This window comes from Acinetobacter seifertii (genome assembly GCF_000368065.1).
Lineage (GTDB): Bacteria > Pseudomonadota > Gammaproteobacteria > Pseudomonadales > Moraxellaceae > Acinetobacter > Acinetobacter seifertii.
Genome location: NZ_KB851200.1, coordinates 605,176 through 619,824 on the forward strand (window position 1 = coordinate 605,176; position 14,649 = coordinate 619,824).

Below are 14,649 nucleotides of genomic sequence, written 5' to 3' on the forward strand. Positions count from 1 at the left end.
ATTGCCTACATTTGTTTGAATAATGATCAAATTTTACAAAGTTTAATTTTTTAAAATACTTTTTTTTCAAATATTTATTGCAAAATTTTATTGATGTAAGCTTTACAAAAATAACAAAAAGTAACATCCCCTTTAAGAAGGTAATCATTCTGAAAGAAAAGCATTAACTTACTGTGTGGTTTTTTGATTAATTATTTTTTAACGTTTGATAAAATATTTTATTTTTAAAATAAACTTTTTATAAATAAATTTTATGATTTTTGTGTTTGTGATAATTTTTTGATACTAAGTAATATTATCTTGTTGTAGATTTATATATTTAAAATATAAAGGAGGTTTAAAATTTTGGAATAAAATATATTGAAATATAAATGTGATTAAAAAGAATAATTTTGCAAAATTTGATATTCACCAGTGTAGGTTTGATTGGCTACACTGGTGTTGATGTACGGGTAAATTAACTTGAACGTGTAGCTAACCAGCTATTTATTTCTGGCCAAACAGAAATAGGTGCTTGGCTGCCGGAAACTATACCCATATGACCACCTGAGACAACTTTAAACGTTTTATCTTGGCTGCTAATTAAATCCATAAGTGGCTTCACAGCATCACTGGTCACAATAATATCGGTACTACCTCCTACAGCTAACACAGAGCATTCAATATCTTTAAGATTGGCAGTGAGTTCACCAAATTTAACTACGCCCGTTGAAAGTTCATTATCTATCCAGAAACGAAGAATAATGTCTCGCATCACGCCGCCTGGATAAGCCAGCATGTTATCTATAAATGAACTAGAGGTGGCGTGGTCTACTATAAATTCTCGGTTATCTAAATTTTTAAAAAGTTGCCAATAGGTTTTTAAGTTGCCAATCGGGTCAGTTAATTTAAAACCTAGAGTGTTTTGCCAGCCATGTATATGGAACACTTTACTTGGTACATGTTGGCGAATACGAAAAGGTGTGTGTTTGCGAACCCATTCGGCAGGTTTGGTTAGGCTTCCATAGAGTTTGCCCATATAGCCTGCTTTGTGAGTATCGATCGGTGAAGCAAGAATAATCAGATTTTTAATATCTTTATCTTTAAATAATGCGGTATAGCAGAGTGAAAGTGCACCGCCCAAACTCCAGCCATGTAATGAAAGCTGCTGTTGTCCACTATGTGCACGGACTTGCTTCAACAATTCAGGCATAAAAACTTTTACATAAGTACCAAAATTATATTTTGCCTGATGTAGTGTTGGTACGCCCCAGTCTATTAAATAAACATCAAATCCTTGAGCCAAAAAGTAACGAATAAGGCTGCGTGTAGGGAATAAATCGTAAATGAGCATGTTGACTGCCAATGGCGGAACAATCACTAAGGGTACGCGGTGTTTATGCGTAGGAACTTCAGCCTCATTTCTATAGTGACGTAAGCTCATAATTTCATGCTTATAAATCACATCAAAAGGCGTTTTTCCTGACAAAGCAATTTGCTGACCTCTAAAAAACAGATCTGATGCATTGGCTAGCATGTGAGGTAGTTTCTGGCCAGCATGTTTTTTAAGAGATGTTTTAAGCGATTGCACCTGCGGCACATTTTGACGAACTTTAAGCAATAAACTCATTGAATATAAAACCTGTAAAGATGTTGCCCAGAGCAATAACGAGCTGGTTTTGAGGCATATTAACGATAAAAATAGGGGAGTTCAGTGACTTAAAAGACAGTATTTTTTGCTTAAGATATCAAGTCATAAATACTATAAAAATATGAATTTTTTAATATAAGTTTTTGATATTAATAAATTAATAATAATTTTCAGATAAATTTTTCTAAATTATTAAAAATTTTAAGCTATTTTTAAGAATAGTGAAAAACACATTGCTAGGGTAATTTTGTAAAGTTTATTTGTGTTTTTTTTACATATGAAAAAATAAAATATAATTATTTTACAATCGATTAGAAATGTAATTAGAAAGTAGTATATATGGAATTTGTTTTTAATGGTTTTTATACACTAATTTCGGCGGTCATCGTTCTACTGTTGGGCCGCTTTCTTGTCAATCGGATTGATTTTTTAAAACGTTACAATATCCCCGAACCTGTAGCTGGTGGTTTGGTTGCTGCTGTAGTGTCTTTACTTGTTCACACATTGTGGGGATATAGCGTTGTTTTCAGCAGTGAGTTGCAAACCAGCTTTATGCTCGTGTTCTTTGCTTCAATTGGTTTAAGTGCCAATTTCATGAAGCTTAAAGAGGGCGGTACTGCTTTAATTATCTTCTTAATATGTGTCGCTTCATTTATTGTTGTGCAAGATGCGGTTGGTATGAGCCTCGCCACCTTATTGGGTTTAGACCCACTTATTGGTTTGATTGCTGGCTCAATTACTTTAACGGGTGGTCATGGTACAGCAGGTGCATGGGGTGAAATTTTAGAAACTCAGCATGGTATACAGGGTGCATTAGCGCTAGGTATGGCGAGCGCTACTTTTGGTTTGATCATTGGTGGTGTGATTGGTGGTCCACTAGCTAAATTGCTGATTAATCGTTATGGCTTAGCTCAAGCAAAAACCAATGCGGAAATTCAAAACCGTGATACGCATGTTGAACAAAATTCGGATGATCTCGCGCCGTTTGAAAATCCGCATCAAGTTCGTTTAATTACAGCCGATAATGCAATTACTACATTGGGTATGTTTGCAGCCTGTTTAGCGTTTGCTGAATTTATGACAGGTTTTAGTAAGGGAACATGGTTTGAGTTGCCAACCTTCGTTTGGGCACTTGGTGGCGGCGTAATTTTAAGAAACATTTTAGAAAGCGTGTTGAAAATTGATATTTTCGACCGTGCGATTGATGTTTTTGGTAATGCTTCTTTATCCCTTTATTTAGCAATGGCATTGCTTTCATTAAAGCTTTGGCAACTTGCCGACTTAGCTGGTCCGCTTGTGGTTATTTTAGGTGCGCAAACACTGACCATGGCTTTATATGCAGCTTTCGTGACTTTCCGAGTAATGGGTAAAAACTATGATGCGGCAGTTTTAGCAGCAGGCCATTGCGGTTTTGGTATGGGTGCAACGCCAACTGCTGTTGCCAACATGCAAGCTATTACTAACATGTATGGTCCTTCGCATAAGGCATTTTTGATTGTTCCACTATGTGGTGCTTTCTTTGTCGACTTAATTAATGCAACAGTGATTCAGCTTATGTTGAAATTTATTGCTTAATTAGAAAAAGCCCGTAAGGGCTTTTTTTTATGGGTACGTTTTCTCATCACTAAGCATCGCCCCTAAACCTCTTTTTCACATAGAATGAATTGCAAATAAATAAAATGAGAAATGTATGAGCGAAGAAGCACATTCAATGAGTCTGGTTGCTCCAGTGGTTTTATTGGCAGCGGCTGTAATCGCAGTCCCTATTTTCAAACGTATTGGTTTGGGTTCGGTATTAGGTTATTTAATTGCGGGCTTAATTATTGGTCCATTTGGTTTTGCTTTTTTTCAAGATTCGACTGCAATTCTGCATATTGCCGAGTTAGGAATTGTGATGTACCTCTTTGTGATTGGCTTGGAAATGCAGCCATCACATTTGTGGAGCTTAAGGCGCGAAATTTTTGGTCTTGGTACACTACAGATCATCATTTGTGCACTGGCTTTGACTGGGGTAGGACTATTATTTGGTTTTACGTGGCAAGTGGCATTTATTGGTGCAGCAGGGTTTGTATTAACGTCGACTGCCATAGTTATGCAGTTATTGGGCGATCGAGGTGACTTGACGCAACCTCGCGGTCAAAAAATTGTAGCCATATTATTATTTGAAGATTTATTGATTGTGCCATTGCTGGCTATTGTTGCTTTTATGGCACCAAATCATGTTGTCGAAAGTACATCGGCACGTTTAGAAAACATTGGAATTGGTTTATTAGCAATTGCGGGACTTATTGCGGCAGGCTATTGGTTACTTAATCCATTATTTAGACTCTTGGCTGCTGCAAAAGCCCGAGAAGTCATGACAGCCGCTGCATTATTGGTTGTGTTGGGTGCCGCATTGCTCATGCAAGTCAGTGGTTTGACAATGGCAATGGGTGCTTTCTTAGCGGGTGTGCTTCTATCTGAATCTACATTTAGACATCAAATTGAAGCCGATATTGAACCATTCCGAGGAATTTTACTGGGTCTGTTTTTCCTTGGGGTTGGTATGTCACTGGACTTATCCGTAGTTGCTCAAAACTGGCAATTGATTGTGAGTGGTGTAATTGCCCTGATGTTTGCTAAAGCACTCATGATTTATATAGTGGCTCGATTAACGAAAAGCCCTCATACTGAAGCCTTAGATCGCGCTTTACTTATGGCACAAGGTGGCGAGTTTGCTTTTGTACTTTTCTCTGCTGCATTAAGTGCTCAAGTTATTGATAGTACCGTTAAATCTAACCTTACTGCTATTGTTGTACTTTCAATGGTATTGACTCCAATAGTGGGTATTATTTTTAAACGGTTTACTCAAGCTAAAGAAACGGTTTCATTGGAAAACATTAATATTGCTGATGGGCTAAGCGGTAGTGTTTTAATGATTGGTTTCGGGCGCTTTGGGCAGGTAACTAGTCAATTACTGTTGGCAAGAGGCGTAGATGTCACCATTATTGATAATAATACTGACATGATTCGAAACGCCGAAAAGTTTGGTTTTAAAATTTATTATGGCGATGGTTGTCGCCTCGATATTTTACATGCTTCTGGCGCTGCAACTGCACAAGCGATAGTGGTTTGTGTAGATAGTAAGGACACGACCAATAGAATCGTAGAACTCGTGACCCACGAATTTCCTTTGGCGAAATTATTAGTACGCTCATATGACCGTGAGCATTCATTGCATTTAGTCAAACAAAAAGTGGACTTTATGATCCGTGAAACGTTCGAGTCTGCAATTAAGTTTGGTGGCGTTATTTTGCAAGAGCTTGGTGTAGATGAAGACGAAGTAGAAAGAATTACCGAAGAAATTCGAGATTTGGATAATGAGCGTTTTGAAACTGAAATTGCAGCAGATGATGTAAATGCGGGAGTGGGCATGCAATACACCCATACTCATCACCCTAGACCAACTGCACCATTGATTCGACCAAAACGAGAAGGACAGATTTTAAATAAAGATAATGTCTCAGAGAATGAGAGTATTGATTAGTTATAAGCCTCAGTAATAAGTCTTCTTAGAAGTACTTTTACTGAGGCTTTTCTAGAGGAAAGAGTAGCTAACTGCTAAATTCACTGGGTTTACCAATCAAACTGTCATTTAATGAAGTGAGTTGGTTAATCATATTAAACCCACCTATAGATGCTCTAACGCCGTGCCTTTAACCGGGTTTCTGCGCCAGTAATACGGCTGTAAAAATCTAAGGAAAAGTTTCCAAGGCGTCATCCACGCGATGCGTCGGTTGGTTTTTTTGTTTTGAAGAATTTGTTTTGCTAAATACGCACAAACAACCTCAGGTGGGTCAATCACAAAGAAAAATAAGCGTTTCATCTTTTTCCAGTTTTGTACGTTGCCATTTGTCCAAGACGAAACTAACAAGTCGGTTGCCACCATGCCTGGGCTGAGAGTACCAGTTAAAATAGAGGTCGACTTAGTCTCTTTATAAAGTGCTTTACTAAAATAACTTACCGCTCTTTTAGTTGTAGCGTAGGCAGTCATACCAGCACTCCATTCGCCGTTGCTTCCCCAACCTTCCATATTGAAGATTTGACCATGACCTTGTTTGAGCATGCCTTTTAAAGCGACTTGAGAACCAAGCATTGTGCCTAAAATATTGGTAGAAATGGCTGCGTTTAATTCATCGGATTGAAGGTCAACAAAGTCCTTGGTAGGGTGGCAGCTTCCTGCATTATTAATCCATACATTGACTTGAGCAAAATGCTGTATGGCAACATCCCATAGGTTTTGTAGGTCTGATATTTGTGTGACATCACAGCATAGGCCAGTGAACTTTTCTTTATTGAAATGAGTTTTTAAATAACTAAGTGCGTGGTTAATAGACTCTAAGTTGCGGCCAGCGATCACAACCGAACATCCAAGCTCTAAAAACGCGTGGGCGAGTGCTAAACCAATACCCTTAGTGCCTCCAGTAATCACCACACATCCAACTTCATGGTTTGATAAACTCATTGAAATCTCTATATAATTTTAAAAAATTTAGGCTGTTATTGAGCAGTTTTATGCAAATAAGTCGTTTGCTCTTTTAATAAAAGCAGATAGATGACTGATAAACTTATCATCGAAATATTCATGACGATAGGGTTGTAAGGTGAGATCAGCGTTGAAGGTATGAGAAAACCAATTAAAAGCAATAGACCCAACAACCCCAAAATACTTAAATAGTGAATATATTTTTGGTTTATAAATACAAACAATAAACCAAAAATAATTTCTCCTAAACCACTTGCACGGCCTGCAAGCTTTGCATATTCAAAAGAAAGACCTATTGATTGCCACACAAAAATTTCATCAGCATTAATAAAAATTATTTTAGGGACAAGTCCCTGATATATCCACAGGAAGGCTAACACAAAGTTTATAAGTTTTAATTCTTTAGCATTATTCATTAAAGTTCTCTAAAATTTTAAAAAGTTAAATTTTCATTACTAAAGTTATTATCTTTCTATTTAATTTATTGTTCAACTAAAATAATTATAGTCTGTTTTTTAATCATTTTTATTTTTTAAAGTAATGCAGGAAGTGATCGAAATGTTATATTCTGATTTTATATTAAAAACATAGGAGAAATGACTCCTATGTTTTTAATCTTATGGTTCACTCACTAATCTTGATATATTTTTTAAAACTATATTTCTTAGAAATTCTTTATAACATTCATCTGTATTCTTGTTCGAATGCTGAACTAAATATCCATTGAGTTGTGTAATTATAATAATGGCTCTTTCTTTATATTCTTCTGATGATATTTCATTATGAATGGGTAGAATAATCTTATATATAAGTTCAAGATTATACTTTTGTATAGTTGACAATGATTCATATACATAAGGTAAATGATCTGAAATTGAAAAAAACTCCTTAAATGTATTGGTAATAATTGGTTGTTCTATTTCATATATTATATTGGTAATAATATTCATAAAACGATGTAAAGGTGGTTCATTCGCATTTAAGTTGATTAAAATTTCAATTCTTTGTATGTAGTCACAAGTGAGTTTATTAAGTAAAGCCTGTAATAAAATATCTTTATTGGGAAAATAATGTTGCAAGGTACTTAAACTAATATTTGATTGTGTAGCAACTCCTCTCATACTAAAGCCAGAATAACCTTTGGTTAGAAAAACTATTTCAGCATTTTTTAAGATTTGCTTTATTCTTTCTTGTCCTTTTAGTGTGGTAAAGGACTTCTTAATTTGTATAGTATCAAAGGTATCAATTTTGATCATTATCCAGCCTGTAAGTACTATTTAAAAAAAGGCATTCTAAACCATGAAATTAGAAAAATATAAATAAAATATTTAAATTCTATTAAACTAAAATTAGGTCATATGACCTATTGTTTTTTTAATATAGGTCAATTGACTTAATTAAAACCAAAAAAATAGGTCAGGTGACTTATTTTATTTTGTTTAGTTCTGGTTTAAATAGGTCATATGACCTATTTAAATGGTTGGAGATAAATGTGGAATTTGGATGAATTATAAATAATTGTATTTGAATGCATATTGACTAATTTTTATATGATTTTTGATATTAATTTTTTATATATTTTCCTTGATTTTATAAAGTAGGGGTGGGTATTTAATTGGCTATTTTTACAGACAATAAAAAATGTGGTTTAAATAAATCAACATAGTCTTTTTGTAATATGTGTATACAAGTTAAATAATTGTTATTAAATTGTGAAAAGAATCACACAATAGTAAAGGGTAGTTTGTTTTATATGTAAAACAAATTGTTCGCATTTTATTTATCGAGTTTGATTCATTTTGTTCTACAAAACTAATCATTATATATGTAGGTTATGAATATGAAAAACATTCAGAAATCACTTCTTGCAGCATTAATAGTTGCTGGTTATGCAGTAAATACTCAAGCGGCTGTTACTGGACAAGTTGATGTTAAATTAAATATCTCAACAGGCTGTACTGTAGGTGGTAGTCAAACTGAAGGGAATATGAACAAGTTTGGTACTTTAGATTTTGGTAAAACTTCTGGCACTTGGAACAACGTATTAACAGCTGAAGTTGCTTCAGCAGCAACAGGTGGCAACATTTCTGTGACTTGTGATGGCACAGATCCTGTTGATTTTACAGTTGCAATTGATGGTGGTGAGCGTACTGATCGTACTTTGAAAAATACAGCTTCTGCTGATGTAGTTGCATATAACGTTTACCGTGATGCTGCACGTACTAACCTTTATGTTGTGAATCAACCACAACAATTTAGCACTGTGAGCGGTCAAGCAACAGCCGTTCCAATTTTCGGTGCAATTGCTCCAAATACTGGCACAGCAAAAGCGCAAGGTGATTATAAAGATACTCTATTAGTCACAGTAAATTTCTAAAAATAAAAAAGAAATAATTAATTGAGTAGCAGGTTTACTTCAATATAAGTAAACCTGTTTGAGATGGAGGGGAAATGATATTTAATCGTAGTTCAGTATTTATAATTTTATACTCATTATTTACTTCAGTAAATGCTGGACAAATTGGAGCAAAACTAACAACGCAAATTGAACTTTTACCTTCTTGTTCTATTAATAATAAAATTGTTGAAAATAATTCTACAAACTTAGACTTAGGAACTATTGATTTTGGAGATGCTACGACAGGTTTTAATGGAATATTAGAATCAAGCTTAATTAATAATGGAAACTCAGGTCTACAGATTGAATGCTCTGGTATTTCAACTTTAAAAATAACTTTTGGAGCTGGAAATAATGACAGTCAAGTTCCCACTAATTTTTCACAAAATTATTATCATGCTCTAAGTAATGGTAGAGATTTTATTGCTTATAACTTGCTCTATGGTTTAAACAAACAAGTTGTTAGAGCAAACGATGTTTTTATTCTTAATGATTTGAATACTAAGAAAAATATCGATATTTATGGCCAAGCCACCCATGATGGTAGTCGTATATCTAAGGGTGAATATACAGATATAGTGCCGATTACGATTGAGTTTTAAGAAAATGAAATACTTTTGTTTGAAAGCAATATTATTGCTGTCAGTTAGTCAGTGTATCTACGCAGCAGATCCTCAATTAAGTTCAAGCTTCAAAGTTCAAGCTAAAATTGAAAATGGATGTTCAATAGATAATATTGAGCAAAGTATTAATTTTGGTCAATACTCAGCTTTATCAAAAGATAAAGTAGTTTCAAATATTATAAATAGTAAAGACTCATGGAATATACGTTGTACTGAAAATTTACCGGTGAGTATTTCTATTGATGGTGGTGAAAATCTTGATAATAATATTAGACGTATGAAGAACTCATCATCTAATTATTTATCTTATAAGTTGTATAACTCAAGTAATTTAACAACTGAATATATTGTGGGTAATAAATATTTATTACCTACAACTACTCCAACAAACCGTCTTGTAAATTTTGAAATATATGGTGTGGTTGATTTAGGAAATAATAATGAATCACATGCCGCCGGAATTTATAAAGATACTGTTTCAATAATGATTACATGGTGATTTGTATGAACAACTCTGCATTTATTAAAAATAGCATTTTAAAATCTTTTTTATTTGCAAGTACATTATCACTTGTGACGCCTGTGATGGCGCAAGCGACTTTTTTAATTTGGCCCATTTATCCAAAAATAGAAGCCAATGAAAAAGCGACCGCAGTTTGGCTTCAAAACACAGGCAAGACCGATGCGATGGTGCAAGTTCGGGTATTCAAATGGAATCAAGATGGCTTAAAAGATAATTATAGTGAGCAATCAGACATTATACCTAGCCCGCCTGTAGCTAAAATTAAAGCAGGCGAGAAGCATATGCTTCGTTTAACTAAAAGTACCAATTTGCCAGATGGCAAAGAACGGTCATATCGTTTGATTGTAGATGAATTGCCGATTCGCCTTTCTGATGGAAACGAGCAAGACGCTTCTAAAGTGAGTTTCCAAATGCGTTACTCAATTCCATTATTTGCCTATGGAAAGGGTATTGGTAGTGGTTTAACTGAAGAAAGCCAAAAAGCCAATGCAAAAAATCCTTTGGCCAAACCCGTTTTACAGTGGTCAGTCCGCAATAATGACCAAGGCCAGTCTGAGCTATATCTGAAAAATAATGGCCAAAAATTTGCACGTCTTTCGGCGCTTAAAACTTCAAAAACTGGTAATGATATTTCTTTAGGGAAAGCTGCTTTTGGCTATGTTTTATCGAATAGTACCGTAAAGTTTTCTATCGATAAGTCGACTGCAAATGAGTTATTAAAAACATCTAAAATTTATGGTGTTGATAGCTCAGGCATAAAACAAGAGTTGATCGAAATCACTAAAATGGAGGATCCAACATGATCCTTCGGCATAATAATTTATGCAAAAGTATTTTACTAATTTTGTTGTCGGGTGGATGCTTAAATATTCCAAATATTGCTTTGGCTGGCGATTTACCCCCACCACCAAAAGATATTAACGAAATTAATCAACTGTTTAAGCTGTATCTAGATTTGGTGGTAAACCAATATTCAGTTCAGCAAGTTGTGCCCGTTATTGTTAAAAATGATGAGTACTTTATACAAAAAAACAAGCTAATAAATGATTTGGAAATTCAAATTCCTCAAGAACTATTGACCAACAACGAGACTACTTTAACCAATCAAGATGTTTTAACTTTGGGGTTTAGTGGCGATGCGAATGACTGGATATCTTTAGATAAGTTGAAAGATGTAAGCTATGAATATCAATCATCAAACCAATATTTTAAGCTTAACTTTCCACCTGCTTGGATGCCGACCCAAGTTTTGGGTAAAGACTCATGGTATAAACCTGTCGTTGCTCAGTCGGGTATAGGGCTGCTCAATAACTATGATTTTTATACTTATAGACCGCATCAGGGTGGCTCAACTAGCAGTTTATTTACAGAACAGCGCTTTTTCTCTCCGTTAGGAGTGATTAAAAACTCTGGTGTGTATGTCAAAAACCAATATAAAAATGAAGGTAATGCCGAGTCTCTAGACAATGACGGTTACCGTCGTTATGACACGTCTTGGCAATTTGATAACCAGAATAACGCCACGTCTTTTGTGCTAGGTGACATTATTACGGGTAGTAAAACGACTTGGGGAAGTTCAGTTCGTCTGGGTGGTTTTCAGGTACAAAGAAACTATTCAACTCGACCAGATTTAATTACCTATCCTTTACCGCAGTTTATTGGACAAGCTGCTTTACCAAGCACAGTCGATTTAATTATTAATGGACAAAAGACCAGCTCAACGGAAGTACAGTCTGGCCCATTTATATTAAACAACGTTCCCTTTATTAATGGTAAAGGTGAAGCCGTTGTCGTCACAACCGATGCAGTCGGGCGACAGGTCGCAACAGCCGTTCCTTTTTATATTTCCAATACATTGTTAAAACCGGGCTTATTTGACTACTCATTGTCTTTAGGAAAAATTCGAGAAGACTACGGACTGAAGAATTTTTCCTATGGAAAGTTTGCAAGTGCAGCCGATGCCCGTTATGGGGTAAATGACTGGTTTACCTTAGAAGGGCGTACTGAGCTTTCTTCAGACCTACAGTTATTCGGTGCTGGGTCTGTACTCAAGCTTGCAAACTTAGGTGTGCTGAGTGCCTCTTTTAGCCAGAGTAAAGCCGATAAGTCTATGTCTGAAGATCGAGCCAAAGACTTAGAGGGCAAGCAATATACAGTCGGGTACAGCTATAACCGTAATAGGTTTGGTTTTAGCATTAACCATAACCAGCGTGATGATGAATATACCGATCTTTCACGGCTGCAATATAGCAATTTAATTTCGGTCAATAGTAATAAAAGCTTAACGGCCAATACGTACTTTGCTACCAAAAACTCAGGCACCTTCGGTGTGGGTTATATCAACACCAAAGCAAATGACTTTAAAAACCGCTTTTTAAACTTGTCATGGGCACCTGTTTTACCGACTTATATGAATGGCGTAACCGTTTCACTAAGTGCCAACCGTGACTTTATCGAAAAAGAGTGGAGTGCTGCATTCCAGCTTTCGATACCACTGTTCCAACGAAACGCGACTGTAAACTCGGGTTATGCATTTAATAAACAGGGCGATACGGGCTATGTTAATTTCAACCGTTCTGTACCGTCTGAAGGTGGTTTCGGTGTCGATTTAACCCGACGTTATAATGAAAATAGTGAAGATTTAAATCAGGCACGCATCAATTACCGTAATGGTTATATCAATACCGACTTTGGTATGTCTGGAAACCATGACTATAACTACTGGTTTGGTCTATCAGGTTCACTTATTTATATGGCGGGTGAAGTATTTGCTTCAAACCGTTTAGGTGATTCGTTTGCCTTGATTGATACCAACCAAGTACCAGATGTGTTGGTTAGATACGAAAACAGTTTAATTGGTCGTAGTAATAAAAAAGGCCATATTTTTGTGCCATCGGTGACGCCTTATTATTCGGGTAAATACAGCGTCGACCCAATCGACTTACCTTCAAACTTCACCATCACACAAGTTGAACAACGCATTGCTGCTAAACGCGGCTCGGGTGTTGTGATTAAGTTCCCAGTTCATCAGTCTATTGCTGCCAACGTTTATTTAACTCAAGCGGACGGCAAACCTATGCCTGTTGGTTCTGTGGTGCATAGAGCTGACCAAGAGTCTTCTTATGTGGGAATGGATGGCATTGTCTATTTAGAAAATTTAAAACCGAACAACACCGTGACGGTTCAACGTTCGGATCAAAGCATTTGTAAAGCAGACTTTTCTGTAGATGTAGAACAAGCCAAGCAACAGATTGTGGTGGTTAAGCCTGTTACGTGTCATGAGGTATCTTTACCATGAATATAAAAACAAAAAAATTACTTCGCCATTTAGGCATGTTTTCTGGATTGATGCTGGCTGGAAATTTGACTCATGCTGCTTGTAGCGTGAGTGCTTCGGGTTCATCCTCTATTTCGGTTCCATCAATCTATTTAACAGAAAACGGTGAAAACTCTTCACAGTTTAATTCAGGTTTGTCATGTACGGGTTTTAGCTTGGCTTTGGCGAACATGACTTATTTAAAATATCGGGTTGAGCAAATGTCGAATTCATTTACCAATGCTCAAACTGGAGAAAAACTCAATGCTGTTATTTTAGATAGTAATAATGAAATCATTAGCTTAGGCCAAGAAAAAGACATGAGTAGCTTTACGCTGGTCAATCTTTTTAGTGGGCCAGATGGCAATTTGCCTTTCTATATCCGCCTTCCTGCTGGGCAAAGTGTGTCTCCGGGTGTGTATCAGGCTGACTCACCATTGAAAGTAAAATGGTTCTATTCTGTACCGGCAGTTGCAATTATTGGAATTGGGGTCTTTTTTGAAAGCCCAGGGTTTAGACGTGGGGCATTAGGAATTGGTTTTAACTGGGGAAGTGGAGCGGACTCGCTTGGTTCACTTTCCATTACTGTGCTTCCAGACTGCCGAATTTTAACGCAAGACGTAAACTTTGGAACGGCAGCTTTTGCTTCTAAGCTTGAGCCTGTGCAGTCATCTATGGGAATACGTTGCTCTGTAAATACACCATATTATGTAAGTTTAAATAATGGACTTTCTCCGCAAAATGGTAACCAGCGTGCTATGAAGTCACAAACGGGAAATACTTATTTAAAATACGATATTTTCAAAAACTCATCGAATGACCGATGGGGAAGTGGTAACGAGCGTTGGTCGAGTTTAAATGCGACTCTTAATCCCGGTGTACATAACGGGGTGACGCAGCAGAGCTATGTGTTTACCACAAAAATTATAGATGAAAATGCAGACACCACACCAGCGGGAACGTATCAAGATACGGTTACAGTACAAGTCGAGTTTTAAAAGCTGTTTTGTATAAAAGATAAAAGCTCAGTTCATGGGCTTTTTTTCTTGAAAATTAGTCTACAATCAAATAATTATTTTAGGATTTAACTTTAGAACGATAGGGATGATGTATGTTAGTTATGTCTGATAAGCAACTGCCTAAGCATATTTTGACTAGCATCGATTCATACATTCCTTTTTCTATTGAATTCACTGACAGTAGATTAGCTGATCTATACTGGCGATGTGGAAATGGAAAAACTTGTTTATTTGAACTAGGTTTAAGTAACACTGGCGAGGTAATTCATATTACTCTTGTATCAATAAACAATAGTAATATATTGAAAAATAGCAGTAATTTTGAATTTACATTTCCTGTGAAAAATTTTTTACCTAAATTTGATGTCTCAGATTGGAATATAATGTCTGAGGATTATTCAAGCATATTTAAAGATGATTTTGGTTGTGAACTACAATTAGTTATAGGCTTAGATTACTTAGTATTAAATTTTTTAAATTATGAAAAATCAATATTTTATTTTAAAAATGAAGAATTGTATTTTGGTTTGAACTCTAATAAAGAGCTATCATCAATACTACTAACTCATATTACAGCCGAAGAAATAGAAATCTTAAAACGAAATTTTTAAGGTA

General features: G+C 35.7%; 13 protein-coding genes. 9 read left to right on the plus strand and 4 right to left on the minus strand.

Annotated elements, in window-relative coordinates:
• Nucleotides 1–457: 457 nt before the first annotated feature.
• Nucleotides 458–1,609, minus strand: a complete 1,152-nt coding sequence (locus F985_RS10310) for an alpha/beta fold hydrolase (protein ID WP_004700651.1) — start codon at nt 1,607–1,609, stop codon at nt 458–460.
• 360 nt (nt 1,610–1,969) lie between these two features.
• Here F985_RS10310 and gltS point away from each other — a divergent pair, with 360 nt between their 5' ends.
• Together gltS and F985_RS10320 are read left to right on the plus strand one after the other, a co-directional pair.
• Nucleotides 1,970–3,205 (plus strand): sodium/glutamate symporter, encoded by a 1,236-nt coding sequence (gene gltS / locus F985_RS10315; RefSeq protein WP_004700653.1) that lies wholly within the window; start codon nt 1,970–1,972, stop codon nt 3,203–3,205.
• A gap of 115 nt (nt 3,206–3,320) precedes the next feature.
• Entirely contained in the window at nt 3,321–5,156 is a 1,836-nt protein-coding gene (locus F985_RS10320; protein WP_004700655.1) for a monovalent cation:proton antiporter-2 (CPA2) family protein, read from the plus strand.
• Nucleotides 5,157–5,300: 144 nt separating this feature from the next.
• On the opposite strand, the gene F985_RS10325 is transcribed toward F985_RS10320, so the two are convergent.
• From F985_RS10325 to F985_RS10335, 3 genes are all read right to left on the minus strand, one after another.
• On the minus strand, nt 5,301–6,134 hold the full coding sequence (locus F985_RS10325; protein WP_004700658.1) for an SDR family NAD(P)-dependent oxidoreductase: 834 nt from the start codon (nt 6,132–6,134) through the stop codon (nt 5,301–5,303).
• Nucleotides 6,135–6,169: 35 nt separating this feature from the next.
• Nucleotides 6,170–6,571: a DoxX-like family protein gene (locus F985_RS10330; protein ID WP_004700659.1), complete on the minus strand. Its 402-nt coding sequence runs from the start codon at nt 6,569–6,571 to the stop codon at nt 6,170–6,172.
• Between the two features lie 201 nt (nt 6,572–6,772).
• Nucleotides 6,773–7,411: a TetR/AcrR family transcriptional regulator gene (locus tag F985_RS10335; protein ID WP_004700660.1), complete on the minus strand. Its 639-nt coding sequence runs from the start codon at nt 7,409–7,411 to the stop codon at nt 6,773–6,775.
• Between the two features lie 584 nt (nt 7,412–7,995).
• Between F985_RS10335 and csuAB the strand changes: the two genes are divergently transcribed.
• From csuAB to F985_RS10370, 7 genes are all read left to right on the plus strand, one after another.
• Nucleotides 7,996–8,532, plus strand: coding sequence for a Csu fimbrial major subunit CsuAB (gene csuAB, locus F985_RS10340; RefSeq protein ID WP_004700661.1), 537 nt, complete (start codon nt 7,996–7,998; stop codon nt 8,530–8,532).
• A gap of 74 nt (nt 8,533–8,606) precedes the next feature.
• The gene (locus F985_RS10345; protein WP_004700663.1) at nt 8,607–9,155 is read left to right on the plus strand and encodes a spore coat protein U domain-containing protein; all 549 of its coding nucleotides are present in this window, start codon (nt 8,607–8,609) and stop codon (nt 9,153–9,155) included.
• Between the two features lie 4 nt (nt 9,156–9,159).
• Entirely contained in the window at nt 9,160–9,675 is a 516-nt protein-coding gene (locus F985_RS10350; RefSeq protein WP_004700666.1) for a Csu type fimbrial protein, read from the plus strand.
• On the plus strand, nt 9,669–10,502 hold the full coding sequence (csuC, locus tag F985_RS10355; RefSeq protein ID WP_004700667.1) for a Csu fimbrial biogenesis chaperone CsuC: 834 nt from the start codon (nt 9,669–9,671) through the stop codon (nt 10,500–10,502). Before F985_RS10350 ends, csuC begins: the two co-directional genes overlap by 7 nt.
• Nucleotides 10,499–12,997 carry a Csu fimbrial usher CsuD gene (gene csuD, locus F985_RS10360; RefSeq protein ID WP_004700668.1) on the plus strand — a complete coding sequence of 833 codons (2,499 nt, stop codon included), beginning with the start codon at nt 10,499–10,501 and terminating at the stop codon, nt 12,995–12,997. Before csuC ends, csuD begins: the two co-directional genes overlap by 4 nt.
• Nucleotides 12,994–14,013, plus strand: coding sequence for a Csu fimbrial tip adhesin CsuE (gene csuE, locus F985_RS10365; protein WP_004700670.1), 1,020 nt, complete (start codon nt 12,994–12,996; stop codon nt 14,011–14,013). Before csuD ends, csuE begins: the two co-directional genes overlap by 4 nt.
• Before the next feature lie 113 nt (nt 14,014–14,126).
• A complete protein-coding gene (locus tag F985_RS10370; RefSeq protein WP_004700672.1) occupies nt 14,127–14,645 on the plus strand; it encodes a hypothetical protein in 519 nt (172 codons plus the stop codon).
• Nucleotides 14,646–14,649: the final 4 nt, after the last annotated feature.

Coding starts and splice junctions, on each gene's coding strand:
- F985_RS10310 (WP_004700651.1), bottom strand. CDS start 1,609: ATGAGTTTATTGCTTAAAGTTCGTCAAAATGTGCCGCAGGTGCAATCG.
- gltS (WP_004700653.1), top strand. CDS start 1,970: ATGGAATTTGTTTTTAATGGTTTTTATACACTAATTTCGGCGGTCATC.
- F985_RS10320 (WP_004700655.1), top strand. CDS start 3,321: ATGAGCGAAGAAGCACATTCAATGAGTCTGGTTGCTCCAGTGGTTTTA.
- F985_RS10325 (WP_004700658.1), bottom strand. CDS start 6,134: ATGAGTTTATCAAACCATGAAGTTGGATGTGTGGTGATTACTGGAGGC.
- F985_RS10330 (WP_004700659.1), bottom strand. CDS start 6,571: ATGAATAATGCTAAAGAATTAAAACTTATAAACTTTGTGTTAGCCTTC.
- F985_RS10335 (WP_004700660.1), bottom strand. CDS start 7,411: ATGATCAAAATTGATACCTTTGATACTATACAAATTAAGAAGTCCTTT.
- csuAB (WP_004700661.1), top strand. CDS start 7,996: ATGAAAAACATTCAGAAATCACTTCTTGCAGCATTAATAGTTGCTGGT.
- F985_RS10345 (WP_004700663.1), top strand. CDS start 8,607: ATGATATTTAATCGTAGTTCAGTATTTATAATTTTATACTCATTATTT.
- F985_RS10350 (WP_004700666.1), top strand. CDS start 9,160: ATGAAATACTTTTGTTTGAAAGCAATATTATTGCTGTCAGTTAGTCAG.
- csuC (WP_004700667.1), top strand. CDS start 9,669: ATGGTGATTTGTATGAACAACTCTGCATTTATTAAAAATAGCATTTTA.
- csuD (WP_004700668.1), top strand. CDS start 10,499: ATGATCCTTCGGCATAATAATTTATGCAAAAGTATTTTACTAATTTTG.
- csuE (WP_004700670.1), top strand. CDS start 12,994: ATGAATATAAAAACAAAAAAATTACTTCGCCATTTAGGCATGTTTTCT.
- F985_RS10370 (WP_004700672.1), top strand. CDS start 14,127: ATGTTAGTTATGTCTGATAAGCAACTGCCTAAGCATATTTTGACTAGC.